The sequence below is a fragment of the Natrinema saccharevitans genome (assembly GCF_001953745.1).
Classification (GTDB): Archaea; Halobacteriota; Halobacteria; order Halobacteriales; family Natrialbaceae; genus Natrinema; species Natrinema saccharevitans.
On record NZ_LWLN01000001.1, the window covers coordinates 1972012 to 1994984 of the forward strand.

Here is a 22973-nt window from a genome sequence, read left to right on the forward strand (position 1 = left end):
GACGACAATGGGAGTTCGGACGGTTCGCCGACCTGGTGTCGGACCTGACTGTCGCCAGCCACTAGACTTTACTGGGGCGGCCCCCTCCGTCGGCGTAACGAATGGCGATACTCGAAGTGGACGACCTCCGGAAGGAGTACGGCGGCTTCGTCGCCGTCGAGGGCAGTTCCTTCGACATCGAACGCGGCGAGGTCTTCGGCGTCGTCGGTCCCAACGGCGCGGGCAAGACGACGACGCTGAAGATGCTGGCCGGGCTGATCGAACCCACGGCCGGCACCGCCGTCGTCGCCGGCCACACCCCGGGTGAGCGCGAGATGCAGCGCCGACTCGGCTTCCTCCCCGAGGAGTCCCCGCTCTACGAGGAGATGACCGCCGTCGGCTACCTCGAGTTCTTCGCGGACCTCTACGACGTGCCCGCGGACGCGGCCGCCGAGCGGATCCACGACACGCTGGACCGGCTCGATCTCGAACACCGGGAGCGACGGATCGGCAACATGTCCAAGGGGATGCAGCGGAAGGTCGCGATCGCTCGCGCCCTCGTGAACGACCCCGACGTGTTGATCTTCGACGAGCCCGCCTCGGGACTGGACCCGCTGACGACCAACTACATCATCGAGTTCACTCGGGAGCTAAGCGACGAGGGGAAGACGATCGTCTTCAGCGCGCACAACCTCTTTCACGTCGAGAGCATCTGCGACCGGCTCATCATCATGAACGACGGCCGGATCGTCGCCCGCGGTACGCTCGAGGCGATCCGCGAGGCCCACGGCGGTACCGAGTACCACGTCTACGCGACGGCCGACGGTAGCGACGGGCCGGCGGCCGCCGACTCGCCGATCGCGGCCACCGAGGAGAACGGCCAGGTCCGCCACGTCGTCCCCGACATGGCCGCCGTCGAGGCCGTTCGCGAGGCCGTCGAGGCCGGCGGCGGCCGCGTGACCGACATCCAGACGAAGACCCCGAGCCTCGAGGAGATCTTCCTCGAGGTGGCCAGCGAACCGGAGGAGACGGAGGCGTGAGCGACGGCCGCCACGCGCTCGTCGAGCGACTCGGACGGCTCCGCGAATCCATCGCACGCACGGGCCGGATCGCCCGCTGGGAGGTCACCTCCAGCGCGGGTACCGTCGACCGGAAGACGGCGGTCGCGCTCGTCGTGTTGGTCCTCGCGGCCGGGACCGCCGGCCTCTCGGTCGCCGACGAGGGGCTGGGCCTCGAGCGCGAGATCTACGTCGTCGGCGTCGCCGAGGACAGTCGGTACCACGACGTCGCGGTCGGGAGCGAGCAGTTCCGCCCGGTTCCACTGGGAGACGTCGTGGCCGAATCCGGTGATGGGAACGCCGACACTATCGCGCTTCGGGAGGACGCGACCGTCGACGTGGTGGTGACCAGAGATGGTCGGATCGCCCACGACGGCCCGAACGGCGAGGCGGCCTACGACGGGTTCCGGAGCGCCGTGGAGACGTACAACGCGAACCTGATGGATCGGGAGTCGGACCGGGCGGCGGCCTACCCGGTCCTCGTCTCCCTCGAGTATCAGGACCGCGACCTCGGCGGGACGACCGCGGGCGGGACGAGCGGTGACGGGGACGGAACCGCCGACGGGACGAACGGGGATGGCGGCGGATCCGACGGCGGCGGGAACGACAGCGACGGGGACGAGCCCGCGACCGACGACGTCGACGGCGGTACGGAAGGCGGCAGCGACGACCGCCTACAGGTGCCAAACGTCGGCGGCGATTCGGGAGCCTCGAGCGCGCCGGGGACGCCAGGCTCGCTCGCGCCGCCGTTCCCCTTCGACTCGCTCGTGCTCGCTTTCCTGTTCGTCGTGCCGATGAACTTCGTAATTCAGGCCTACGGGAGTACGATCATGGACGAGCGGGTCAACCGCCGCGGCGAACTCCTCCTGGTATCGCCGGCCTCGAGCCGCGAGATCGTCGTGGGCAAGACACTGCCGTATCTGCTCGGACTCGTCGGGATCGTCGTCGCGATCACGGTCGGTGTCCGCGGGAGCCAGCTCGCGGTCGCCGCGGCCGTCCCGATCGCCCTGCTTTTCCTGGCGGCGTCGTTTACCGGCGCGATGTTCGCCCGCTCGTTCAAGGAACTCACGTTCGTGACGGTCACGATAAGCGTCTTCCTGACGACGTACACGTTCGTGCCGGCGATCTTCACCGACTCGAACCCGATCGCGCTGATCTCTCCGCTGACGCTGATCGTGATGGACTTACAGAACGAGTCGGTTCGGCTCGGCGAGTATCTGTTCTCGACGGGACCGTTCTACCTGAGTGCGGCGGTGCTGTTCCTGCTCGGGGTCGGCGTCTACCGCGAGGAGGACATGTTCGCCCAGAAGCCGATCCCGGCGAAGGTTCTCGACGCGGTCGCGAACCGACTCCGCGGCCGCCGGAGCGTCGCCTTGCTGTCGATCCTCTTTATCCCCTTCGTCTTCGTCGGCCAACTCCTCTCGGTCGCGCTGCTGTTTGCCGTCCCCGAGACCGTCGCGATACCGGCCATGGTTGTTGCCGCCGCGGCGATCGAGGAACTCGCCAAGAGCGTCGGCGTCTACGCCGGCTTCGCCCGCTCGCGGTTCGACGCCACCCTGCGTACCGCCGTCGTCCTCGGTGCGTTCTCGGGGACCGGCTTCTTCCTCGGCGAGAAGGTCACGCACGTCGTCCAGTTCGTCGGCCTCCCGGACCTGCCGGTCGGGACGGCCGCCTTCGGCCCGGCCGTCTCGAGCGACCCGCTGCTGCTCGCGGTCGTGTTCCTCGCGCCGCTCGCCCTGCACGTCGTGGCGGCGGTCCCCTCGGCCGTCGGGGCCAGCCGCGGGCGGACGGGCTACGCCGTCGGCTTCCTCGCGGCGACGCTCGTTCACGTCGCGTACAACCTGGGGGTGTTGACCCTTGTCGCGTGACGACGATTCCGGTCGGGACCGGGACGCGGACCCGCGCGGCCCGAACCCGCCGACGCGGGCCGACGATGGGGTCGACACCGGCTCGAGCCGGCGGGCCCGGTGGGCGATCGCCCGTCGCGAACTGGCCTCGCTGCGCTCCGAGAAGACGATTATCCTGGCGCTGGCGATTCAACTGTTCATTGCGGCCTTTTCGTCGTTTCTGGTCGTCGGACTCGTCTCGCTGTACGATCCCGGTGCCGTCGACGGCTACGAAATGGACGTCGCGGTCACCGGCGACGACACCGAGACGCTGCTGTCGGTCGCGAACGACCGCGACGGCGTCACCGCCCAGCGGTTCGACGACCGCGGGACGGCCTACGAGGCGTTCGACTCCGGCTCGGTTTCGGCCGTTCTCGACGCCAACAGGAACGACGACGGCCGGCTCAGCGTCAGGGTGACGGCCCCGGAGGAGGGGATTCGGACGACCCTGCTCGTGGTCCAGTTGCGGGACACCCTCCAGCAGGTCGAACGCGTCGAGCGCCAGCGAAACGCCGACGCCGGCCGCCTCGAGCGCTCGCCGGTCCCCGTGCCGAGCGAGATCGAGGCCAGCCCGTACGTCGGCTTTACCTACACGATCCTGGTGCCGCTGCTTTGCTTCCTGCCGGTGTTCATCAGCGGCTCGATCGCCGTCGACTCGCTGATCGAGGAGCGCCAGCGGGGCACCCTCGAGTTGCTCCGGGTCGCGCCGCCGTCGCTCGCCGAGGTGATCGACGCGAAACTCCTCGCGATCGCGGCGCTGGCACCGCTGCAGGCGATCGCCTGGCTGGCGTTGCTCGCCGTCAACGGGACGGCGATCGCCGGCCCCGTCGCGCTCGTCGTGCTGGTCGCCGCGCTGTCCCTGCTCGTGGTGACCGGCGGCGTCGCGGTCGCGCTGTGGGCACCCGACAGGCGGCAGGCGCAACTGCTCTACTCCATGGCCACCGTCGGCGCGCTGGTCGTCGCGACGGTCCTCCCGGAACACCCCGCAAACACCGTCGCGAAGTTCGCGATCGGCAATCCGACGACGACCACGTGGGGGCTGCTCGCCGGCTACTGCCTGCTCGCGATCGCCGCGTTCGTGGCGCTGCAACGCGGCGTCGGCCGCCTCGAGCCGGAGTCGCTCTGATCAACGGAGTCAATCGCCGGTCCCGTCCGACGGCACCGGTGAGAGATGCGAAACGATTAGTCGCTTCCCGAATGCGTATGCGGTAATGAGTGATTCGAACCCTCCCGATCGGCAACGGCCGAACCGAGAGCCGCCCGGCAGGGGACAGAGGACCGACGACTCGTCGGAGCAAGAGCAGGTCCGCCGGGCGGTCGAACGGTCCAGAAGTGGGGCTCCGGCCGTCGGTGCGGTCGTGCGCGACCGGTTCTCCTCCGACGAGATCTTCCAGCGGATCGTCGCGGCCGCCGACGAGGAGGTCACCTCGGGGGGGCGGGAACTGTTCTTCAGCGGCCTCGCGGCCGGCTTCTCCATCACGATCACGTTCCTGCTGTATGCCACGCTGACGGCGTCGACCGACGGCCATCCGATACTGAGCAAACTGTTGTATCCGCTCGGCTTTATCTACATCATCATCGGCGGCTACCAGCTCTACACGGAGAACACAGTGCCGCCGGTCACGTTGGCCCTCGAGCGACTGGCCAGCATCCCCGCCTTGCTTCGCCACTGGTCGATCGTCCTCGCGGGCAACTTCGCCGGCGGCGCGCTCGGCGCGCTCGCGCTCTCCTACGGCGGCGTCTTCGACGACGATTCGGCAGCCGCGGCGATGGACCTCGCGCGACACGGCGTCGAGACGCCGTGGTGGACGCTGTTCTCGAAGGCGGCCTTCGCTGGCCTGATCGTCGCCGGCGTCGTCTGGATCGTCTACGCCTCTCAGGATACGATCTCGCGGCTTGTCGTCGTCTACATGGCCTTCCTCGCGATCCCGCTTGGCGACCTGTTCCACGTCGTCGTCTCCTTTACCGAGATGCTGTACATGGTCTTCGCCGGCGAACTGGCCGTTCTCGTCGGCATGACCGACTTCGTTCTCCCGGTCCTACTCGGGAATACCATCGGCGGGATCGTCCTCGTCACCGTCGTCAACTACTTCCAGACCAGCGAACACCGCCTCGAGTCGGCCCGATTCGAGGGGGCCGACCGCCAACTCTCGATCCGGGAGTGGCTGTTCGGCAGCTACGTCGGTCGCTCGTACGTGCCGCTGATCGACACCGCGGAGGCCCACGCGAGCGAGAACGGCGATTATCGGATCCTCGTGCCGATCGCCAACCCCCGAACGGAGTCGACGATCGTCGATCTGGCCTGTCGGCTGGCCAGCGGGCACGAGAACGCGACGGTCCACGCCGTCCACATCGTCCAGATGCCGGGTCGGTCGTCGATGCGGTACGGCGCGGGACAGACCGAACGGATCGTCTCCGAGTCCGAGAACCGCATGGAGACCGTCCGGCAGCGCGCGGCCTCCTACGACGTCGACTTCGAGACGTCGACGGTCGTCTCGCATCGCTCGTTCGAGGACGTCTTCGACACCGCGGAACGGGAACGGGCCGACCTCGTCGTACTCGGCTGGGGCGACGACCGGCCGTGGGGTCAGGGTCGCGCCGAGGGCCGGATGGACGAACTGACCAGCAACCTCCCCTGTGACTTCCTCATCCTCAAGGATCGGGACCTAGACGCCTCCCGGATCCTGCTCCCGACCGCCGGCGGCCCGGACTCGGATCTGAGCGCCGAAGTCGCGCGGACGCTCCGGGACCAATCCGATGCCGAGATCACGCTGCAACACGTCGTCGCCGGCCCCGAGGACCGGGAGCGCGGCGAGGAGTTCCTCGCCGAGTGGGCCGCCGACCGCGACCTCGAGGACGCCGAGTTCGTCGTCGACGACTCCGGCGACGTCGAACGCGCGATCTGCCGACAGGCCGGCGATCACACGCTCGTCCTCATCGGCGCGACCGAGGAGGGCGTGATCTCGCGGCTGATGAGCGACTCGCTGCACATGGACGTCGTCAACGAGGTCGACAGCTCGGTCCTGTTGGCCGAACGGCCCAGCGACCGCACTGTCATCCAGCGGCTGTTCGGGCACTGGTAGCTGACCGCGACGCCGACGCTCGCCGCTGATCCGTCGCTCGATCGCCGTGTTCGGCCGCCAGCGGCGCTCGGTCGGTGACGATTTCGCCGCTGAAAACGACGCTGCCACGTGATGTGGTGTCGTTTGCCGCACCACGTACCGTTTTCCGGTCGGTTCTCGTAGCGTCGGTATGGAGTACACCACCCTCGGGTCGACCGGCATGCAGGTCAGCCGCATCTGTCTGGGCTGTATGAGCTTCGGCTCGAGCGACTGGCGCGAGTGGGTCCTCGAAGACGAGGCGAGCAAGGAGATCATCGACCGGGCGATCGATCTGGGGATCAACTTCTTCGACACCGCGAACATGTACTCGCGGGGCGAGTCCGAGCGGATCCTCGGCGAGGCCCTCGAGGGTCGTCGCGACGAGGCGGTCGTCGCCACGAAGGGGTTCTTCCGCATGCGCGAGGACGACCCGAACTCGGGCGGGCTCTCGCGGAAGGCGATCGAACAGGAGCTGGCGGCCAGCCGCGAGCGCCTCGGCATGGATACCATCGACCTCTATCAGCCCCACCGCTGGGATTACGACACGCCCGTCGAGACGACCCTGCGGGCGCTCGACGACGCCGTCCGTCGGGGCCACGTCCGCTATATCGGGGCCTCCTCGATGTGGGCCCACCAGTTCGCCGAGTCCCTACGGACGAGCGATCGGCTCGGCATCGAGCGATTCCAGACGATGCAGAACCACTACAACCTCGTCTACCGCGAGGAAGAGCGGGAGATGCTACCCCTCTGCCAGAAGGAAGACGTCGGGGTGGTTCCGTGGTCGCCGATGGCGCGGGGCTATCTCACCCGGCCCCACGAAGAGATCGACGCGACGGCCCGCGGCGAGACCGAGGAGTATCTGTACGAACACCCCTACCGCGAGGGCGGCGGCCGCGAGATCAACGAGCGCGTCGCCGAGGTCGCCGCCGACAGGGGCGCGACGATGGCCCAGATCGCCCTCGCGTGGCTGCTCCACAAGGACTGGGTCGACGCGCCGATCGTCGGCACCACCAGCGTCGAACACCTGGAGCAGGCGGTCGAAGCCCTCGAGATCGACCTCTCGGAGTCGGAGCTGGCGTACCTCGAGGAGCCGTACGAGCCGGTGCCGGTGTCGGGCCACGCCTGATACGGATTAGTGTCACTGTTTCCCGGAGTTCCCCAGGACGGTCACGGGGACACCGGTACTGACAGTAAACCGTATGAGCTCGGCTCCCCCGACGGTTGGTCAGTTCGAACCGCCGTCGGCGTCCGGGCCGACCGCGAGGACCGGGACGGGCGCGCGTCTGACGAACCGTTCCGTCGTACTCCCCAGGAGGACCCGATCGACCCCGGTCCGACCGTGAGTCCCCATCGCGACGAGGTCGATGTCGTGGTCGTCGACGTACTCGAGGAGGCCCTGCGACGGGATCTCTTTCCGGACGTGTGTCACGACGTCGAGTCCCGCGTCCCGCACCGCCGCGGCGACCGTTTCGACCGCGGTTTCCGCGTCGGACTCGAACTTGGCGAGGATATCGTTGGGAGCCAGAATGGTCGGCCTGCCCGCGACGGTGGTGACGTCGACGACGCTGACGACGTGAACGCGGGCGTCCGTCCGCGTCGCGATCGCGAGCGCGTGGTCGATCGCGGCGGCAGCCGCCTCGCTGCCGTCGGTCGGTAACAGTATCTCGTCGTAGCCACCGGTCCACTCGCTTCGGTCGGTCACGCGGGCGGTCATCACCGGCACGTCCGACTGGCGGACGACGCGTTCGGTGACGCTGCCGGTGACGTAGCGGCTCACGCCCGTTCGGCCGTGGGTCCCCATCGCGATGAGGTCGATATCGTGGTCCCCGGCGTACTCGAGGATCGTCGGTGCCGGACTGCCCTTCAGGACCGCCGACCGAACCCGATCGTCGTCGGCCATCGATTCGATCCGCTCGATCGCGTCGGCCGCGTCGTCCTCGAGGCGCTCGACGAACGCCGGACTGACGCCGCCGGCGTCGAAGACGCCGCCCGTAGCGCTCACGTCGACGACGCTGAGGACGTGGACCGTCGCGTCGAACCACCGCGCGAGCCCCAGTGCGTGACGGGCGACTCGGGCGGCGTGATCGCTTCCGTCGGTCGGAACGAGAACGGAATCGTACATGAATCAGCGAACGCGGTCGCGTCGCTTAAATCGATCCCGTCGATCCCGCGAGCCGAGACTACACGCTAGCGACGAGCGAGGCGAGTACGGCCCCGTGCCAGAGGACGATCGCCGCCGTGTATCGTGGCTCTGCCGTCGGCACCGGCGGCCGGCGAACGATCGCGTCCCAGAGGAACCCGGTCGACAGCAGCGCGCCCGCGAGGAGGCCGTACCGAACGTCGATGGACAGATACAGCCCGAGGACGGCCCCGAGGAGCAGGGACGCCAACATGCCCACGAGCAGCCGGTCGTAGTGATCCATCGTCCTACGAGAGGGTAGTCGATCGGACCGGAAATATCACATGTTGATTCCGATCCGTCTGGAACTACGATACGGGCTGAACTGCCTGCCTGTCGATGTTCGATGCAACTGACCCGGTATCGATCCGGACTCGAGGGGGCCGTCAGGAGAGGCGAGCGGCGACGTCGGCCTCGGTGATGATCCCGACGGTCTCGCCGGCCTCGGTGATCATCACGGCCTTGTAATGCTCGAGCAGGTTGCTGATCTCGTCCAGCGTGGCGTCCTTCGAGACGGTCGGGAAGCTCTCGCTCATGTGTTGTTCGATCGGCTCGTCTCGGTCCTCGGAGTCGAGGTGAACGAGGTCGCTCTGACTGATCGAGCCGACCGGAATCCCGTCCTGAATCACCGCCAGTTGGGAGTAGGCCTCCTCTTCCATTCGCTGGGCAGCCTCGCTGACCGGATCGTCGGGGGAGACGCTGACGACCGCCTCGTTCATCAGGTCTTCGGCACGGATGACGTCGCTTTCGGCCGTCTCGAGGGCGTTGACGATCCGCCGGAGCGTCGACAGCCGCGGATCGACGTCGCCGCCCTCGATGCGGGCGATCAGCGGCTGGGAGACGTCGGCCGTCTCGGCGAGTTCGCTCTGGGTGAGTCCGAGGTCGGTACGCCGTTGGCGCAGGTCGGCGGGCGTCGGAAGCTCCATACGGAACAATAACTACGGGTTATAGAAAGGGTTTTGGGTCGCTCGAGCCCGCGCCGCGAGTCGCTACTCGTCTTCGGGGACTTCGGCGACCTCGACGACCGACAGCGGCACGTCCCGCAGCGCGCCGCCGACCTCGCTTTTCGCGATTCGGGAGGCGTGTTCCTCGCCGTCGGCGTTGAACACTTCCATCTCGAGCGCGAGCCCGACGAGGGCGGTGTCGGCCGCGATAAAGGCCGAGTCGAAAGGTTCGCCACAGGCGGGACAGCCCGTCGCGCCGACCTCGACTTCGACGTAGTCCATGTCTTCGCTGTTGAGTCGCTTCCCGGCTTCGCTGACGGCGACACCGATCGCGTCGTCGATTTCCTCGACGTCACGAACGAGCCATGCCGCTTCCATCGCGACGAGATAATTGCCCATACGTGGTGGTCGTTCCGGGGGGTTTCCTGTCTTGCGGTTCGTCGGCGTCGGTATCCGCGGCCGTTCGGGGCGGTCCTCGATCGGATCCGATCGGGGACTCGTCGCCGGCGACGGCTCCCGCTCGGCCCGGACCCGATCGTGCGCACGTGAATCGCATTATTCCCATAAGTTACGGGAAATCACCCGATCGATTCCCCCCGACATACCCGTAGATCGACTCGAGTGCGCCTCGAGTTGTCTTCGCAGAAACTATAGTTGAATCGCATGCAGGCGTCGACCCAATAGCTAGTTTACTATCATTATGGTTTTCTATTTTCACGAAGACTTATATATGGGCTCCGTCTGGGGACGGACGAACGCTGATGATATCCCGCGCGTACCATGCGACGCTGTTCGCACTGTACCAGCTCTGTATCGTGATCGGCATCGTCGCGATGCCACTCGCGATCGCCGCCCGCCAGGCCGGCCTCACCCTCCCGATCCACCGCCTCATCGAGTCCGTCGAGGGGGCGTACGAATCCGCACAGCGCTAACGACCCGACTCGAGTCGCTCGTTTTCCCACGCTTGATCCGTCGACGAGCCGTCGGCATCGACCCCGAGTCGCCGTCCGCGGTGTCGATTCGACCCGTCGTCGAAAGCGGAAACGACGGTTGTGACCGCCGGTGTTTTATATCGTCCCGGCCGTAGATGTCGGTCAATGCATACGCCCACGAACGACTCCGATTTTTCCCGGACGGTCGAGCAGTTGGCCGACGAGCCGAACCCCTACGAGCCCGAGGTCGGCTCCCTCCCCGAGAACGATCTCACGCAGGCCGATCTCGAGAACGTCAACAAGACGGGAACGACGACGATCGGCATCTCGACCGCCGACGGCGTCGTCATCGCGACGGACATGCGCGCCAGTCTCGGCGGGCGGTTCGTCTCGAACAAGAACGTCCAGAAGGTCGAACGGATCCACCCGACCGCGGCGCTAACGCTGGTCGGCTCCGTCGGCGGTGCCCAGTCCTTTATCTCGACGCTTCGAGCCGAGGTCAACCTCTACGAAGCCCGCCGCGGCGAGAACATGAGCATCGAGGCGCTGGCGACGCTTGCGGGCAACTTCGCTCGCGGCGGCCCGTTCTTCGCCATCCACCCGATCCTGGGCGGCGTCGACGACGAGGGCAGCCACGTCTACAGCATCGACCCCGCCGGCGGCGTCATGGAAGACGACTACACCGTCACCGGCTCCGGGATGCAACTGGCCTACGGGCACTTAGAGCAGGCCTACGAGCCGGACATGTCCACCGAGGAAGCCAAGACCGTCGCCGCCCGCGGCATCAAGTCCGCCGTCGAGCGCGACACCGGCTCCGGCAACGGTGTCTTCCTCTGTGAGATCACCGACGAGGGCGTCGACATCCACGGCCACCACGACTTCGACGACGTCCTCTAGTCGCGGGCGAAACGGGCTGTTTGACTGTTTTTACCGGCACGGAGCGTCCGCTCTCGAGCGACTCGTCTCGGGGTCCGTCCGACGACCGTCGTCGTTTCGCGACGCGACTGCGTCGCCTATCGAAACCGGCACGTCCGACCGACGGACGATGCTAACCGCCGAAAGCGGACCGCAGAACGGCCGCGCCGATCACTCCAGTCGGGTCGCCCGCTCGACCTCGTCGTCCGTCAGCGTCGACTCCGTAAGCGTCACCGACCGGCCGCGTTCGCTCGAGCGATAGATCGCGTCGATGACCCGCTGGACGGTCAGGGCCTCCTCGATCGTGTTCGACTCCGGCGTCGTCCCGGCGGCGATGGCCTCGAGGAACTGCTCGTCCTGTTCGGCGTACCCGGTCATCGCGGTATCGCCGGTCATCTCCACGTCGGTGTAGTGGTCGGAGCCGGCGGTACCGGACTCGAGGATCCGCAGGTCCGTGTTGCCGATCTCGAACTGGGCACCTGCCTCCGTGCCGCGGACTGTACATGTCATACTCTCCTCGCGGTTGGTCGCCCACGCGGCCTCGAGCGAGATCGTCCGCCCGTCGGTGGTCCGAATGAAGGCGCTGACGGAGTCGTCGACCTCGTAGGTCTCTGCCTCGGCGTCCCAGTTGTCACCGAAGCCGTCGGGGTCGGCGTACTCCTCGCTGGTCCCGAACGTAGTCCGGGTGACGCCGCTGACCTCGGCGATGTCGGGGAAATCGAGCGCATAGAGGGCCAGATCGAGCGCGTGGACGCCGATGTCGATGAGGGCACCGCCGCCGGCGAGTTCGGCATCGGTAAACCACGACCCGGGTCCGGGGACGCCGCGCCGGCGGACGTAGTCGGCCTCGACGTGGGTCAGATCGCCGAACCGACCGCGGGCGTGTTGTTCGTCGAACATGGCCATCGACGCGGCGTGACGGTTGTGAAAGCCGACCATGCAGATCCCGTCCGCGCGGGCGGCCGCCTCGGCGATCCGTTCCGCACTCTCGAGGGTGTGTGCGAGTGGCTTCTCGACGAGGACGTCGCGGCCGGCCTCGAGGGCCGCGACGGCGATGGGTTCGTGGAATCGGTTGGGCGTCGTCACGATGACGGCGTCGACCGCCGCGTCCTCGAGGAGATCGTCGTGGGTCTCGTAGGTGCGCGCGCCGAACTCCTCGGCGAAGCGGTCGCGCTGCTCGGGGACGAGGTCCGCGCCCGCGACGACGTCAGCGCCGAGATCGCGGACGCTTCGCGCGTGGAGGGTTCCCATCCCGCCGAGGCCGACGATGCCGACCCCGATCCCGCCGCCGATCATCGTTCAACCCCCGATTGCGTCGCATCGGCGAACGACCCGCAGTGAGAAAAATGTCGTTTCGATGGTGTCTGTGGTCGATCCCGTTCCATAGAGAGTGGCGGTCGGCGATCGAAATAAGGGTTGTGACCGATTAATCTATGCAGTTTTTCGGATATTCGTGTTTTACTATGCTATTACTGTGTGGTAGCCGAATGTGTATCGAATATCTGATCGTTCCTGCCTTTCCGGAACGGCCGGCAGTATAAGCCGCCGGGGAGCGGAGAGCGGCCATGGTCGCAGTCACCGTCTGGAACGAGTACCGCCACGAACGGACGGACGACGCCGTCGCCACGGTCTACCCCGACGGCATCCACGAGACGATCGCCGAGGCGCTCGCCGACGACCACGATGTCCGGACCGCGACGCTCGACGACCCCGACCACGGGCTCACCGACGCGGCCCTCTCGGCGACGGACGTCCTCCTGTGGTGGGGCCACGAGGCCCACGACGAGGTGACGGACCGGGTCGTCGATCGGGTGCAGGAACGGGTCCTCGAGGGGATGGGATTCGTCCCGCTGCACTCGGCTCACTACTCGAAGCCGTTCAAGCGACTCATGGGGACATCCTGTAGCCTCCAGTATCGCGAGGACGGCGAGGCGGAGCGGCTCTGGGTCGTCGATCCCGGCCATCCGATCGCCGACGGCCTCGCGGAATCGATCGCCCTCCCCGAGACGGAGATGTACGGCGAGCCGTTCGACGTGCCCGAGCCCGACCGACTGGTGTTCGTCAGCTGGTTCGCTGGCGGGGAGGTGTTCCGCAGCGGCTGCTGTTATCGGCGCGGAAACGGTCGGATCTTCTACTTTCGGCCGGGCCACGAGACGTATCCGATCTACGAGGACGAGAGGGTTCGGCGCGTCCTGCACAACGCCGTCGAGTGGGCGGCCCCGACCGAGGGCTCGCCGCGGACGTTCGGGGAGCGCGAGTAGTCCCCTCAGCCGCTTCGCTGCGTATCGACCAATTCGACGACGACCTCGAGATCGACGCCGACCGCCGACGCCAGCCGGTCGCGGACGTCGTCGGCGAAGTCGCCCGGGAGCAGCTCGCCCGGCGGCCGTTCGACGAGAACGGTGATGACGGGCCGATCGCCGGTGTAGACGTCGACGAGTTCGTAGTCGACGTCGCTCTCACGGAAGGACAGGCCGGTCCCGTCCGTCCGCCCCTCGTCGCTCATCGCCTCGAGTTCGGTCTTCGCATCGTGTTCGACGGCGGCAGTACGGTACGTCCCGTACGTGACGCCGCCGAGGACGACGGAGAGAACGACGATCGCCACGAGGAGGACGACGATTCGCGAGCGGAGGCGACCGTAGACGCGATCGATGTCCGCGGTCCGGTGCGGTCGGTAGCCGGACGCCCACAGCAGCAACAGCGCCGTGAGGTTGATCGAGAGCATGTTCACGAGAACGAGCGTCCCGGCGGTGACGACGACTTCCGGGTTCCCCCAGGCGATTCCGAGCCCCGCGGTGGCGGCGGGAGGAACGAGCGCGACGGCGATCGCGACGCCGACGAGGACCGAGCCGACGTTCCGAGTGAGGCTGACGACGGCGGCCACGCCCGAGCCCAGCGCGAGAAACAACGCGAGAACGTTCGGCGTGATCCGCTCGTGGATCTGGGGTACCGTCGTGATGTCGAACCCCGGCGGGAGCAACACCGTCCCCCTGAGCCCCCACCCGATCAGCGCCGCCGTCGCGATCGCGACGACCAGCCCGACCCCCTGCAGGACGACGCCACGTGTCGCGAGCGACTCGTCGTCGACGATCACGCCGACGCTCGCCGCGAGTGCGGGCCCCATCAGCGGGGCGACGACCATCGCGCCGATGATCGTCGCCGCCGAGTCCAGCAACAGTCCCGCCGTCGCGATCGCCGTACTCACGACGAGCAGACTGAAGTACGTCGACGCCGCGGGCGCGAGGTCGGCCGCTCGCGCCCGGAGTTCCTCCCGCGAGATCCGCGTCCCGGAAGCCGGCCCGGCGACGGCGTCGGTTCGACTCGAGACGATCACCTCGGCCGCCGTGACGACCGTGTACGACCGTTCGTCGAGGCCCGCGTCTCGGAGAGCGGACAGCAGCGGTTCGACGCCCGACGGCGAAAGCGGAATCGAGACGACGGCCTCGAACTCGCCGCGGTCCGTATCCCGGGCGACGCTGTAATCGACACCGGCTTCGTCCGCCGTCTCGAGGACGCGGTCCAGCTCGCCTCGGGGGACGAATACCTGTACGAGACGCATACGGACCGTACGTCAGAGAGCGGTATAGGCTGTCGTCACGCGGCCGCGACTGTCGACCGTGTTGACGGGTCGACCGATCTATCGGTCGAGGCGGCTCACAACTCCTGGCACCCCTCGTCGGTGACGACGCTCTCGAGGAGGTCGACCGGGGTCGCGTCGTAGGCGGGGTTCTCGACGGCGAACCCGTCGGCGGGTTCGGCCATTACCTCGCTGCTGGACCGGTGTTCGTTCTCGAAGACGAATCCCTCGGAGACGATCTTCGAGGACGCCCCGAGGACCGTGACCGGCACGTCGAGCCGGTCGGCCGTCGACGCGATCGGGAAGGTTCCGACCCGGTTGTACAGCGTGTCCTCGACGATACAGTCCATGCCGACGACGACCCGGTCGCACTCCGCGAGGTAGATCCCGTGTGCGCCGTCGGTGATCAGCGTCGCGTCGACGCCGTCCATGGCGGCCAGTTCCCGCGCGGTCTTGCGGCCGAGATACCGCGGTCGGGCCTCGGTGACGTAGACGTCGACGGTCTTGCCCGCGTCGGTCGCTTGCTCGAGGGCCGCCTGGACGGTCGAGGAGTAGTCGTGGACCAAAAGCGTCGCGCCGTCTTCGAGGACGTCGACGGCGTTCTCGGCCGCCAACTGCTTGCCGGACTCGATCCGCGAGACGACCGCGTCGATCGTCTCGCTGGTGAGCCGTTGGGCGTCCTCGACGCTGTCGAGATCGGCGTCGGCCACGTCGTCGACGACCTCCCGAACCGCGTTCTGCAGCGAGGCGTGAGAGGGGTTTGCCCCCCGCAGCACGGAGCCGTTGCGCTCGAGGGCGCGGACGTACTCCTCGACGGTGGCGAACTCCCGTTCGGTCAACTCCTCGAGGGCCTGGGCGGCGCGGACCGCAACCACCGAGGAACTGTGCGTCTGCATCTCCCGAATTTCCTCGGCCGTCTCGTCGATCATACCTACACGGTTTCCCGTCAGCGCCAAAGGTGTTCCGGGTACTCTCAGGCGAACTCCTGCGTCGTCCTCGCCTCGCCGTCACTCGGTTTCGCCGAACTCAAATTGGCGGCGCAACTCGGCTTCGATCCGGGCGACGAGCGCCTCGAGGACGGTGTCGAACCCCTCGCGGTCGCCCACCGAGCCGACTCGCTCCCGTGGGTTGTCGGGGAGTTCGACGCGGAATTCACCGTTCCCTTCGTAGAACGGCTCGCTTTCGCTCAGTATTTTCCGGTCGATCGCTTTGAGGATCGCCGAGTCGTACTGACCGTGAAGCTGTTGGTAGGCCTCCGAGTAGGCCGCCTCGAGTTCCTCGAAGTAGTACACGTATTTCTCCTCGAACTTCTCGGGGTCGAACTCGGTCATGGGCGTCCATCGGCGTCTGATCGGGTAAACCGTTCGGGACCGCGCCCGACCGCAGCGAACGGTATAGGTTCCCCCACCCCCTAGCCGTCACATGACCGTCACCGTCCGCTACACCTGTCCCCACTGCAACGCCATGGTCAGCCTCGAGCGACCGCCGGACCTGGCAGACCGGTCGGTCACGAAGGTCCGCCAGCCGGGCTGGGAGTACGCGAGCCCGGACGACCCCGACCGCGAGTCGGCCGACGGGATCGAGTTCGTCTGCGGCGAGGACGGCCCCGTCACCGACCTCGAGGGCGAACCGGTCGAGGGCTGTGGCCGCCCGTTCTACCTGAACTTCGTCCGCTACGAGCAGGGGGTCGAACTCGAGCCCGAGCCGCCGACCTACGGCGGGCCGCGGTTCGACTTCATGCGGTGATCGCGTCGAGCGGCGCGCTCGAGGGCCGTTTCGCCACGAAACTTATGCCGCGACCCGATCACGTCGGCCCATGAGCGACCCGCTTCCCGAAGCGCGATCGTCGGAGCCGATCACGGTCGAGTCGCTGACGACGGACCTCCGCGACCTCGGCGTGACGGCGGGAGAGACGGTGCTTGTCCACGGCTCGCTGTCCTCTCTGGGATGGGTCTGTGGCGGCGCTCCTGCCGTGGTCGACGCCCTCCAGCGCGTCGTCGGCGAGGAGGGTACCCTCGTGATGCCGACGCACTCGCCCGGCAACAGGGACCCCACGAACATGGGGTCCCCGCCGGTCCCCGACTCCTGGTACGACACGGTTCGAGAGGAGATGCCGCCGTATCGCCCCGCCGCGACGCCGACCCAGGGGATGGGAGCCATCCCCGAGTGTTTCCGCTCGTATCCCGGTGTCCGCCGGAGCGCCCACCCGCAACACTCCTTCGCCGCGTGGGGGGCCGACGCCGAGTTCGTTACCGAGGAGCACCCGTACGACGACTCGCTCGGCGAATCGTCGCCGCTCGCCCGGCTCTACGAGCTCGAGAGCCGGGTCCTGTTTCTCGGTACCACTCACGCGACGAACACCTCGCTCCACCTCGCGGAGTATCGCGCGGACATCGACCTCGAGCGGACGAGCCACGCCAGCGCAGTGATCGTCGACGGCGAACGCGAGTGGGTCGAGTGGGAGGACCTCGACATCGACGACGGCGACTTCCCGGACTGCGGCGAGACGTTCGAACGCGCCCGCCCGGCCGCGTTCGAAGCCGGCCGGGTGGGCGTCGGCGACGCGAAGCTGCTCGCCCAGCGGCCGCTCGTCGATTTCGCCGTCGAGTGGTTCGAGGCGAATCGCGGGTAAGTGACCCGTTCGCGATCGACCGCTCCCCGGTGCCGTCGATCTCACGAGACCGGCGGCGACGCTCTCCTCCGGTGAACACAACCCTTTTCGAGCGTCGGACGAACCTATCGACATGGACGAAGCCGCCGTTCGCGACCGCCTCCGGACGGTCGAGGATCCGGAACTCGGCGACGACATCGTGTCGCTCGGACTGGTCAACGACATCACGGTCGACGGCGACGAGGTCGCGATCGATCTCGCACTCGGCGCTCCCTACTCCCCCAGCGAGAGCGACATCGCCGCCGACGTTCGCGAGATCCTGACCGACGCGGGCCTCGAGCCGGACCTGACCGCCAGCGTCCCGGACCGCGACGACCTCACGAGCGAGGACCAGGTCCTGCCGAACGTCAAGAACGTCATCGCCGTCGCCTCCGGGAAGGGCGGCGTCGGCAAGTCGACCGTCGCGGTCAACCTCGCGGCCGGTCTCTCGCAACTGGGAGCCCGCGTCGGCCTCTTTGACGCCGACGTCTACGGCCCGAACGTCCCGCGGATGCTCGACGCCGACGAGCCGCCGATGGCCACCGAAGACGAGACGCTGGTCCCCCCCGAGAAGTACGGCGTGAAGCTGATGAGCATGGCCTTTCTCACCGGCGAGGACGACCCCGTCATCTGGCGCGGCCCGATGGTCCACAAGGTCATCACCCAACTCACGGAAGACGTCGAGTGGGGCCACCTCGACTACCTCGTCGTCGACCTCCCGCCGGGGACCGGCGACACCCAGCTGACGATGCTCCAGACCATGCCCGTCACCGGCGCGGTCATCGTCACGACGCCACAGGACGTCGCACTGGACGACGCCCGCAAGGGCCTCGAGATGTTCGCCAAACACGACACCGTCGTGTTGGGGATCGCCGAGAACATGTCGACGTTCGCCTGTCCCGACTGCGGCGGCGAACACGACATCTTCGGCTCCGGCGGGGGCGAATCGTTCGCCGAGGAACACGAACTGCCCTTCCTCGGCTCGATCCCGCTTGACCCCGCCGTCCGCGAGGGCGGCGACGGCGGCGAGCCGACGGTGCTGAAAGACGGCGACGCGACCAGCGACGCCCTCCGGACGATCACCGAAAACGTCGCTAACAATACCGGGATCGTCCACCGGCAGGCCGTCTCTCAGGGCCGGCGCAACGAGGCCGCCTCGCCCGACCGATGACCGACGGCGGCGACGACAACGAAGGGGACGGTCCCGTCGGGACGGACGGGTTCGAGCCCGATCCCGAACGCGTGGAACGGCTGCGAGAGATCGCGGACGACGTCCGCGGCGAGACCAGCGAGAGCAAACAGCTCGCGAACGTCCTCTACCGGACGAGCGACCTCTACGACGACGAGGAGGAGACTACGCCCGAGGAAATCGTCCGCAACGTCAAGTTCATCCTCGAGGTCAACGACCGCGGCGGCCTCGGCCGCTGAGGCGGGTCGATAGCGGTCCCGGCCGGCCCCTCGACGCGGCGCTTTTGTCGATCCGCCTCGAGGGGCCACTGTGGACGCGAACCAACGGTCTCGAGCGAACCCCTACGGCATGGACGAGGACTGCCGGAACTGTCCGGCGCTCTGTGAGACGCGCGCGCAAGTCGTCCACGGCTACGGCGACGTGGGCGCGGACTTTCTGTTCGTCGGCGAGCGGCCGACCGCCCGCGCCGACGAAACGGGCGTCCCCTTCGCCGGCGCGGGCGGCAGCGACGGCGACGGTGGCTTGCGGCGGCTGCTCGAGCGACTCGGCCTCTGTGCCGTCGACTCGCCGGCCGACGACCCCGCCCTCGAGAACGTCTACCTGACGACCCTCACGCGCTGTCGGGACCCCGACCGTCGACCGACCGACGAGGAGATCGGCAACTGTGAGCCGTATCTCAGCGCGGAGATCAGGATGATAAACCCCGAGATCCTGATCCCGGTCGGCGAGCGTGCGCTTTCGGAACTCGGCCGCGAGTACACCACGACTACCGCGGCGGACCTCGGGTTCCCGGACGATCACGCGCGGCGCATCCGGGGCCGAGGCTTCGAACTCGTGCCGATGATCGACCCCCGCGAGCAGACCGCCGAGCAGACGCAGGCGTGGCTCGAGGCGTTCGTCGAGTTGATGGCGTCGGACTATCGACAGACGAAGGGGCGGCGGGAACGGTAAGGAAGTGAGGGTGATCGCGGGCGGCTACCAGTAGGGGTTCTCACGCCAGCGGCCCGAGCCGATGCCCGATGCGATCAGCGCGCCGACGGCGACGACGGCGACGACGAGAACGCCGATCGACGGCGCGAGGTAGTCGCCGGGCGAGTCGATCAGATAGCCGGTTCCGAACCCATACAGGCCGAGGACCGCCAGCGCGGCGACGACGGCCGTCGCGACCAGTCCAGCGATCGAACGTTCGTCCATACCGACTCGCACGCACTCCCCCACTATAATTCGTGGTCTTTCGGTGTCGGCACCTCTCCTCGGGAAGCGCCGCGTTCAAGGCCCGCGCCCGCGGAGTACCGGCCATGATCGTCGTCGTTCCGGTCGACCCGCCGCGGGACGGGCTCGTCCTGCCTACACTCTCCGCCCAGTCGCCGCTGACCGACCCCGAGGCCGCGACCCTCTACGAAGCCGCCGTCGCCGACGTCTGCCGAGCCGTCGCCGCCAGCGGCGGTGACCTTCTGGTCAACTACCGCGACGCCGAGACCCTGCCCGATGGCCGCGCCCACGGCGACCCCGAGGCGGATGTCCGGGCGCTAGTACGCGACGGCCTCGGCGAGGACGCCGACGTCCGGTTCGAGCGACAGGTCGGCTCGACTCGCTCGGCCCGCGTGGGCAACACGGTCTCCCACCTGCTCGAGCAGGAGGGCGCACAGAGCGTCGGCGTCCTCGAGCCGGCGGCCCCGCTCGTGGCCCGCACCGAGATCGACGGCGCGGCGATGTCGCTGCGCCGGGACGACGTCGTCCTCGGTCCCTCGACCGGCGGGTGCGTCTACTTCGCCGGCTTCTCGGACCCCATCGACTTCGCCGACGCCTACGCCGCGCCCGAACTATCGACGCTCGCCCGACGGGGGGCCGACGCCGGCCTCGGCGTCGGGTTCGCACCGATGCTCCCGACGATCCGGACGCCGGCCGGACTCTGTGAGACGATCGCCGGCCTCGAGGCGCGACGCGCGGCCGGTCGGGCGGGTGGCGAGGCGACCGCGGCGTTCGTGGGCGAACTCGGGCTTCGGGTCGGTGCGGACGGCGGGCTCGAGCGCGAATAGACCGACAAGGCTTTTTGAGCGTGTGCGGAAGCGGTAGGTGAGGTGGGGTGGCAGAGCGGCCCAACGCGCCTGCCTTGAGAGCAGGTGGCTGTCAAGCCTCATGGGTTCAAATCCCATCCCCACCGCTTTTGCGACGCGTTCGCGAGTAATGCGAGCGAACGCCCGTGAGAACTCCGTTCTCACGATGAACGGACGTGAGGAGCAAAGCGTCAAGATGGATTTGAATTAGACCGCGGTTCTGCGAGCGTAGCGAGCAGGTTCTCGGGCGTGGTTCGAATTCCATCCCCGCCATATTTTGCCGCGAGCGGTAAATCTCATCCCCATCGTCGTTTCGTGAGGAGTGTCCGATCCGTCGAGGTCGCGGCCAGTCCAACCGTACTCTCCATCGAAAATCGCGGTCAACCACGGTATTGAACTGAACTGTAGTCGGCGTACGGGTACTCCGAACGGGCGACTCACAGGCCGTCTACCCTCGAGGGGCCTGTTCGACTCGCTCGGGTGACGCGGGAGCGTTCGCCGAGTGATAGACTGCCTCACCGGTCTCCGGGTCGAAGAGGTGGAGTCGCTCCGGATCGTACGTGACCGTGATCTCGTCACCCGTCTGCAGCGACGTTCGCGGTTCGGCCTGGATTTTGAAAGCGGCGTCGCCAACCGAACAGTGTATGAGGAGGCTATCTCCGAGCGGTTCGGTGACGTCGACCGTCGCTGTGAACGTCTCGTCGCCGAGATCGGGGTACTCCCGTGCCAGATAGAAGTCCTCCGGGCGAATACCGAGAATCGCGGCCTGCTGCTCTTTCGATTGCCGAGCGGCAGGGCTCGTTTCGGTGATCCCGTCTTCGCCACCATCGCTGGGAAGTGGCAGTTCGAAGGCGTCGTGGACCGCGGTCCAGTGTTCGACCGTGACATCGATCATGTTCATCGCCGGATCGCCGATGAACTCGGCGACGAAGCGATTCTCCGGGAAATCGTACAGCACCTGTGGCGAGTCGACCTGCATGATCTGCCCGTCGTTCATGACGACGACTCGTTCGCCGAGCGTCATGGCCTCCGTCTGGTCATGTGTGACGTAAATCGTCGTCGTCTGGAGTTCCGCGTGGAGTCTCGTTAGCTCGGCGCGCATCTGAATCCGGAGTTTCGCGTCCAGATTCGAGAGCGGCTCGTCCATCAAAAACGCGTCCGGATCGCGGACGATCGCGCGACCGAGTGCGATCCGCTGGCGTTCGCCGCCGGACATGGCTTGGGGTTTTCGATCGAGGAGATCCGTAATGTCGAGCGTCTCCGCGACCTCCTCGACTCGCCGGTCGATATCCTCGTCGGTGAACGATCCGGTCGACTTCATTCCGAAGGTGATGTTCCGTCGCCCCGTCATGTGTGGATAGAGCGCGTAGTTCTGGAACACCATCGCGACGTTCCTGTTTTTCGGCTCGGTATCGGTGACGTCCCGGCCGTTCATACCGATCCGGCCGTCCGTTGCCTGCTCGAGCCCGGCGAGGAGCCGGAGCGTCGTACTCTTGCCACAGCCACTCGGACCGACGATCACGAGGAACTCCCCGTCTTCGATGGTGAGGTCGATTCCGTTGACGGCGACGACATCGTCGAACTCCTTACGGAGATTCCGTAGTTTGATTGTTGTCATTGTTATTTCTGTTGGATGGTGAACGTTTCGAGGAGCGGTTTCCGGAAGATGATCATCAAGACCAGCGGCGGAATCAGGGTTAGCATCGATCCCGCCATTACCAGTGACCAGGAGAGTTGGCCACCCTGAACGTCGCCCTGAAGCAACTGCAAGCCGACCTGTGCAACCTGATTGGCCTCCGAGTTGATGATTACCAGGGGCCAGAGGTACTGATTCCACGCGTAGACGAACATGATGATGGAGACGCCGACGAGGACGCCTTTCGACATCGGGATCAGCACGTAGACCATGAATTGTATCGGTCCGACGCCGTCTAATTTGGCGGTTTCGACGATCGACGTCGGAATCGAGAGGAAGTGCTGTCGAAGGATGAACACCGCCGTCGCGCTGGCGAGATACGGAACGGTGATCGCGAGCAAACTGTTTCCCCACCCGAAGTCGTTGATCAACTGATACAACGGGATAAACCGAACCGGGACGGGTAGCAGGAGCGTAAACAGGATGAACAAGAACACGAGGTCCTTGTAGGGAACCCGATAGTAGACGATCGCCATCGCCGCACAGACTGAGATGACGAGCTTCCCAGCGACGACGACGGTCGACATCACCAGCGAGTTCCACATGAACCGGCCGAAGTTGTAGTCGACGATCGCCTCCCGATAGTTCTCGAGCGCGTACGTTCCGGGAGCGAGATCGCCGAGGCTCGTGACGATCCCCTGTTGTTTCGTACTCACGATGAGGGCGACGGCGATGGGAAACACCACCAGCAACACCAACACCCAGAGTTGTAGATGGACGCCAGCGTTGCTCCCCTGTTCCGTCTGCTCGGGGGATCGTCCGATCACTGCACCGATTCGGCGTTTCGTGTATTGGATGACTCCGTCCATT

At 66.9% G+C, this 22973-nt stretch carries 25 protein-coding genes and 1 tRNA gene; 15 read left to right on the forward strand and 11 right to left on the reverse strand.

Annotation, left to right across the window (positions count from 1 at the left end; translation table 11 throughout):
• The first annotated feature begins 101 nt into the window (after positions 1 to 101).
• The 5 genes from A6E15_RS10035 (at position 102) to A6E15_RS10055 (ending at position 7150) form a co-directional block, all read left to right on the forward strand.
• Positions 102 to 1019: an ABC transporter ATP-binding protein gene (locus A6E15_RS10035; protein ID WP_076145936.1), complete on the forward strand. Its 918-nt coding sequence runs from the start codon at positions 102 to 104 to the stop codon at positions 1017 to 1019.
• Positions 1016 to 2905, forward strand: coding sequence for a PrsW family glutamic-type intramembrane protease (locus A6E15_RS10040; protein ID WP_076145938.1), 1890 nt, complete (start codon positions 1016 to 1018; stop codon positions 2903 to 2905). The genes A6E15_RS10035 and A6E15_RS10040 overlap by 4 nt, the downstream gene beginning before the upstream one ends.
• On the forward strand, positions 2895 to 4049 hold the full coding sequence (locus A6E15_RS10045; protein WP_076145939.1) for an ABC transporter permease: 1155 nt from the start codon (positions 2895 to 2897) through the stop codon (positions 4047 to 4049). The genes A6E15_RS10040 and A6E15_RS10045 overlap by 11 nt, the downstream gene beginning before the upstream one ends.
• An 85-nt stretch (positions 4050 to 4134) precedes the next feature.
• The gene (locus tag A6E15_RS10050) at positions 4135 to 6006 is read left to right on the forward strand and encodes a formate/nitrite transporter family protein (protein ID WP_076145941.1); all 1872 of its coding nucleotides are present in this window, start codon (positions 4135 to 4137) and stop codon (positions 6004 to 6006) included.
• A 169-nt stretch (positions 6007 to 6175) separates the two neighbouring features.
• Positions 6176 to 7150 (forward strand): aldo/keto reductase, encoded by a 975-nt coding sequence (locus A6E15_RS10055; RefSeq protein ID WP_076145943.1) that lies wholly within the window; start codon positions 6176 to 6178, stop codon positions 7148 to 7150.
• A gap of 99 nt (positions 7151 to 7249) precedes the next feature.
• On the opposite strand, the gene A6E15_RS10060 is transcribed toward A6E15_RS10055, so the two are convergent.
• The 4 genes from A6E15_RS10060 to A6E15_RS10075 form a co-directional block, all read right to left on the reverse strand.
• Complete coding sequence (locus tag A6E15_RS10060; RefSeq protein WP_076145944.1) at positions 7250 to 8146, reverse strand: universal stress protein; 897 nt, start codon at positions 8144 to 8146, stop codon at positions 7250 to 7252.
• Between the two features lie 58 nt (positions 8147 to 8204).
• Positions 8205 to 8447, reverse strand: coding sequence for a hypothetical protein (locus A6E15_RS10065; RefSeq protein ID WP_076145946.1), 243 nt, complete (start codon positions 8445 to 8447; stop codon positions 8205 to 8207).
• A gap of 142 nt (positions 8448 to 8589) precedes the next feature.
• Positions 8590 to 9129, reverse strand: coding sequence for a CBS domain-containing protein (locus A6E15_RS10070; RefSeq protein WP_076145948.1), 540 nt, complete (start codon positions 9127 to 9129; stop codon positions 8590 to 8592).
• A gap of 63 nt (positions 9130 to 9192) precedes the next feature.
• Entirely contained in the window at positions 9193 to 9546 is a 354-nt protein-coding gene (locus A6E15_RS10075; protein ID WP_076145950.1) for a DUF555 domain-containing protein, read from the reverse strand.
• A 362-nt stretch (positions 9547 to 9908) separates the two neighbouring features.
• On the opposite strand from A6E15_RS10075, the gene A6E15_RS20940 reads away from it, so the two are divergent.
• Entirely contained in the window at positions 9909 to 10079 is a 171-nt protein-coding gene (locus A6E15_RS20940; protein WP_175607236.1) for a hypothetical protein, read from the forward strand.
• A 165-nt stretch (positions 10080 to 10244) separates the two neighbouring features.
• Entirely contained in the window at positions 10245 to 10976 is a 732-nt protein-coding gene (psmB, locus tag A6E15_RS10080; protein ID WP_076145951.1) for an archaeal proteasome endopeptidase complex subunit beta, read from the forward strand.
• 189 nt (positions 10977 to 11165) lie between these two features.
• Here psmB and A6E15_RS10085 read toward each other — a convergent pair whose 3' ends face one another.
• Positions 11166 to 12290, reverse strand: a complete 1125-nt coding sequence (locus A6E15_RS10085; RefSeq protein WP_076145953.1) for a Gfo/Idh/MocA family protein — start codon at positions 12288 to 12290, stop codon at positions 11166 to 11168.
• A 269-nt stretch (positions 12291 to 12559) separates the two neighbouring features.
• On the opposite strand from A6E15_RS10085, the gene A6E15_RS10090 reads away from it, so the two are divergent.
• Positions 12560 to 13255, forward strand: coding sequence for a ThuA domain-containing protein (locus A6E15_RS10090; RefSeq protein ID WP_076145954.1), 696 nt, complete (start codon positions 12560 to 12562; stop codon positions 13253 to 13255).
• A 5-nt stretch (positions 13256 to 13260) separates the two neighbouring features.
• Here A6E15_RS10090 and A6E15_RS10095 read toward each other — a convergent pair whose 3' ends face one another.
• The 3 genes from A6E15_RS10095 to A6E15_RS10105 all read right to left on the reverse strand — a co-directional run bounded on the left by A6E15_RS10095 (position 13261) and on the right by A6E15_RS10105 (position 15902).
• Complete coding sequence (locus A6E15_RS10095) at positions 13261 to 14553, reverse strand: TIGR00341 family protein (RefSeq protein WP_076145956.1); 1293 nt, start codon at positions 14551 to 14553, stop codon at positions 13261 to 13263.
• Between the two features lie 95 nt (positions 14554 to 14648).
• Positions 14649 to 15500 carry a translation initiation factor eIF-2B gene (locus A6E15_RS10100; RefSeq protein WP_076145958.1) on the reverse strand — a complete coding sequence of 284 codons (852 nt, stop codon included), beginning with the start codon at positions 15498 to 15500 and terminating at the stop codon, positions 14649 to 14651.
• 78 nt (positions 15501 to 15578) lie between these two features.
• Positions 15579 to 15902, reverse strand: coding sequence for a DUF5783 family protein (locus tag A6E15_RS10105; protein WP_076145959.1), 324 nt, complete (start codon positions 15900 to 15902; stop codon positions 15579 to 15581).
• 91 nt (positions 15903 to 15993) lie between these two features.
• Between A6E15_RS10105 and A6E15_RS10110 the strand changes: the two genes are divergently transcribed.
• The 5 genes from A6E15_RS10110 (at position 15994) to A6E15_RS10130 (ending at position 19361) form a co-directional block, all read left to right on the forward strand.
• Positions 15994 to 16317, forward strand: coding sequence for a hypothetical protein (locus A6E15_RS10110; protein WP_066298326.1), 324 nt, complete (start codon positions 15994 to 15996; stop codon positions 16315 to 16317).
• Positions 16318 to 16387: 70 nt separating this feature from the next.
• Positions 16388 to 17203 (forward strand): aminoglycoside N(3)-acetyltransferase, encoded by an 816-nt coding sequence (locus A6E15_RS10115; RefSeq protein ID WP_076145961.1) that lies wholly within the window; start codon positions 16388 to 16390, stop codon positions 17201 to 17203.
• Between the two features lie 112 nt (positions 17204 to 17315).
• Entirely contained in the window at positions 17316 to 18392 is a 1077-nt protein-coding gene (locus A6E15_RS10120; RefSeq protein WP_076145963.1) for an Mrp/NBP35 family ATP-binding protein, read from the forward strand.
• On the forward strand, positions 18389 to 18649 hold the full coding sequence (locus tag A6E15_RS10125) for a hypothetical protein (RefSeq protein ID WP_076145964.1): 261 nt from the start codon (positions 18389 to 18391) through the stop codon (positions 18647 to 18649). The genes A6E15_RS10120 and A6E15_RS10125 overlap by 4 nt, the downstream gene beginning before the upstream one ends.
• Positions 18650 to 18758: 109 nt before the next feature.
• Positions 18759 to 19361: a uracil-DNA glycosylase gene (locus A6E15_RS10130; protein WP_076145966.1), complete on the forward strand. Its 603-nt coding sequence runs from the start codon at positions 18759 to 18761 to the stop codon at positions 19359 to 19361.
• Between the two features lie 24 nt (positions 19362 to 19385).
• Here A6E15_RS10130 and A6E15_RS10135 read toward each other — a convergent pair whose 3' ends face one another.
• The gene (locus A6E15_RS10135) at positions 19386 to 19604 is read right to left on the reverse strand and encodes a hypothetical protein (RefSeq protein ID WP_076145967.1); all 219 of its coding nucleotides are present in this window, start codon (positions 19602 to 19604) and stop codon (positions 19386 to 19388) included.
• A 104-nt stretch (positions 19605 to 19708) separates the two neighbouring features.
• On the opposite strand from A6E15_RS10135, the gene A6E15_RS10140 reads away from it, so the two are divergent.
• Together A6E15_RS10140 and A6E15_RS10145 are read left to right on the forward strand one after the other, a co-directional pair.
• Complete coding sequence (locus A6E15_RS10140) at positions 19709 to 20449, forward strand: hypothetical protein (protein ID WP_076145969.1); 741 nt, start codon at positions 19709 to 19711, stop codon at positions 20447 to 20449.
• 41 nt (positions 20450 to 20490) lie between these two features.
• Positions 20491 to 20574, forward strand: a tRNA-Ser gene (locus tag A6E15_RS10145).
• Positions 20575 to 20915: 341 nt separating this feature from the next.
• On the opposite strand, the gene A6E15_RS10150 is transcribed toward A6E15_RS10145, so the two are convergent.
• Positions 20916 to 22085, reverse strand: coding sequence for an ABC transporter ATP-binding protein (locus A6E15_RS10150; RefSeq protein WP_076145971.1), 1170 nt, complete (start codon positions 22083 to 22085; stop codon positions 20916 to 20918).
• 2 nt (positions 22086 to 22087) lie between these two features.
• Positions 22088 to 22972: a carbohydrate ABC transporter permease gene (locus A6E15_RS10155; RefSeq protein ID WP_076145972.1), complete on the reverse strand. Its 885-nt coding sequence runs from the start codon at positions 22970 to 22972 to the stop codon at positions 22088 to 22090.
• Position 22973 lies beyond the last annotated feature (1 nt).

Excerpts from the sequence above, each read along its gene's own strand:
- A6E15_RS10035 (WP_076145936.1), top strand. The coding sequence starts at position 102 with ATGGCGATACTCGAAGTGGACGACCTCCGGAAGGAGTACGGCGGCTTC.
- A6E15_RS10050 (WP_076145941.1), top strand. The coding sequence starts at position 4,135 with ATGAGTGATTCGAACCCTCCCGATCGGCAACGGCCGAACCGAGAGCCG.
- A6E15_RS10055 (WP_076145943.1), top strand. The coding sequence starts at position 6,176 with ATGGAGTACACCACCCTCGGGTCGACCGGCATGCAGGTCAGCCGCATC.
- A6E15_RS10060 (WP_076145944.1), bottom strand. The coding sequence starts at position 8,146 with ATGTACGATTCCGTTCTCGTTCCGACCGACGGAAGCGATCACGCCGCC.
- A6E15_RS10065 (WP_076145946.1), bottom strand. The coding sequence starts at position 8,447 with ATGGATCACTACGACCGGCTGCTCGTGGGCATGTTGGCGTCCCTGCTC.
- A6E15_RS10070 (WP_076145948.1), bottom strand. The coding sequence starts at position 9,129 with ATGGAGCTTCCGACGCCCGCCGACCTGCGCCAACGGCGTACCGACCTC.
- A6E15_RS10075 (WP_076145950.1), bottom strand. The coding sequence starts at position 9,546 with ATGGGCAATTATCTCGTCGCGATGGAAGCGGCATGGCTCGTTCGTGAC.
- A6E15_RS20940 (WP_175607236.1), top strand. The coding sequence starts at position 9,909 with ATGATATCCCGCGCGTACCATGCGACGCTGTTCGCACTGTACCAGCTC.
- psmB (WP_076145951.1), top strand. The coding sequence starts at position 10,245 with ATGCATACGCCCACGAACGACTCCGATTTTTCCCGGACGGTCGAGCAG.
- A6E15_RS10085 (WP_076145953.1), bottom strand. The coding sequence starts at position 12,290 with ATGATCGGCGGCGGGATCGGGGTCGGCATCGTCGGCCTCGGCGGGATG.
- A6E15_RS10090 (WP_076145954.1), top strand. The coding sequence starts at position 12,560 with ATGGTCGCAGTCACCGTCTGGAACGAGTACCGCCACGAACGGACGGAC.
- A6E15_RS10095 (WP_076145956.1), bottom strand. The coding sequence starts at position 14,553 with ATGCGTCTCGTACAGGTATTCGTCCCCCGAGGCGAGCTGGACCGCGTC.
- A6E15_RS10100 (WP_076145958.1), bottom strand. The coding sequence starts at position 15,500 with ATGATCGACGAGACGGCCGAGGAAATTCGGGAGATGCAGACGCACAGT.
- A6E15_RS10105 (WP_076145959.1), bottom strand. The coding sequence starts at position 15,902 with ATGACCGAGTTCGACCCCGAGAAGTTCGAGGAGAAATACGTGTACTAC.
- A6E15_RS10110 (WP_066298326.1), top strand. The coding sequence starts at position 15,994 with ATGACCGTCACCGTCCGCTACACCTGTCCCCACTGCAACGCCATGGTC.
- A6E15_RS10115 (WP_076145961.1), top strand. The coding sequence starts at position 16,388 with ATGAGCGACCCGCTTCCCGAAGCGCGATCGTCGGAGCCGATCACGGTC.
- A6E15_RS10120 (WP_076145963.1), top strand. The coding sequence starts at position 17,316 with ATGGACGAAGCCGCCGTTCGCGACCGCCTCCGGACGGTCGAGGATCCG.
- A6E15_RS10125 (WP_076145964.1), top strand. The coding sequence starts at position 18,389 with ATGACCGACGGCGGCGACGACAACGAAGGGGACGGTCCCGTCGGGACG.
- A6E15_RS10130 (WP_076145966.1), top strand. The coding sequence starts at position 18,759 with ATGGACGAGGACTGCCGGAACTGTCCGGCGCTCTGTGAGACGCGCGCG.
- A6E15_RS10135 (WP_076145967.1), bottom strand. The coding sequence starts at position 19,604 with ATGGACGAACGTTCGATCGCTGGACTGGTCGCGACGGCCGTCGTCGCC.
- A6E15_RS10140 (WP_076145969.1), top strand. The coding sequence starts at position 19,709 with ATGATCGTCGTCGTTCCGGTCGACCCGCCGCGGGACGGGCTCGTCCTG.
- A6E15_RS10150 (WP_076145971.1), bottom strand. The coding sequence starts at position 22,085 with ATGACAACAATCAAACTACGGAATCTCCGTAAGGAGTTCGACGATGTC.
- A6E15_RS10155 (WP_076145972.1), bottom strand. The coding sequence starts at position 22,972 with ATGGACGGAGTCATCCAATACACGAAACGCCGAATCGGTGCAGTGATC.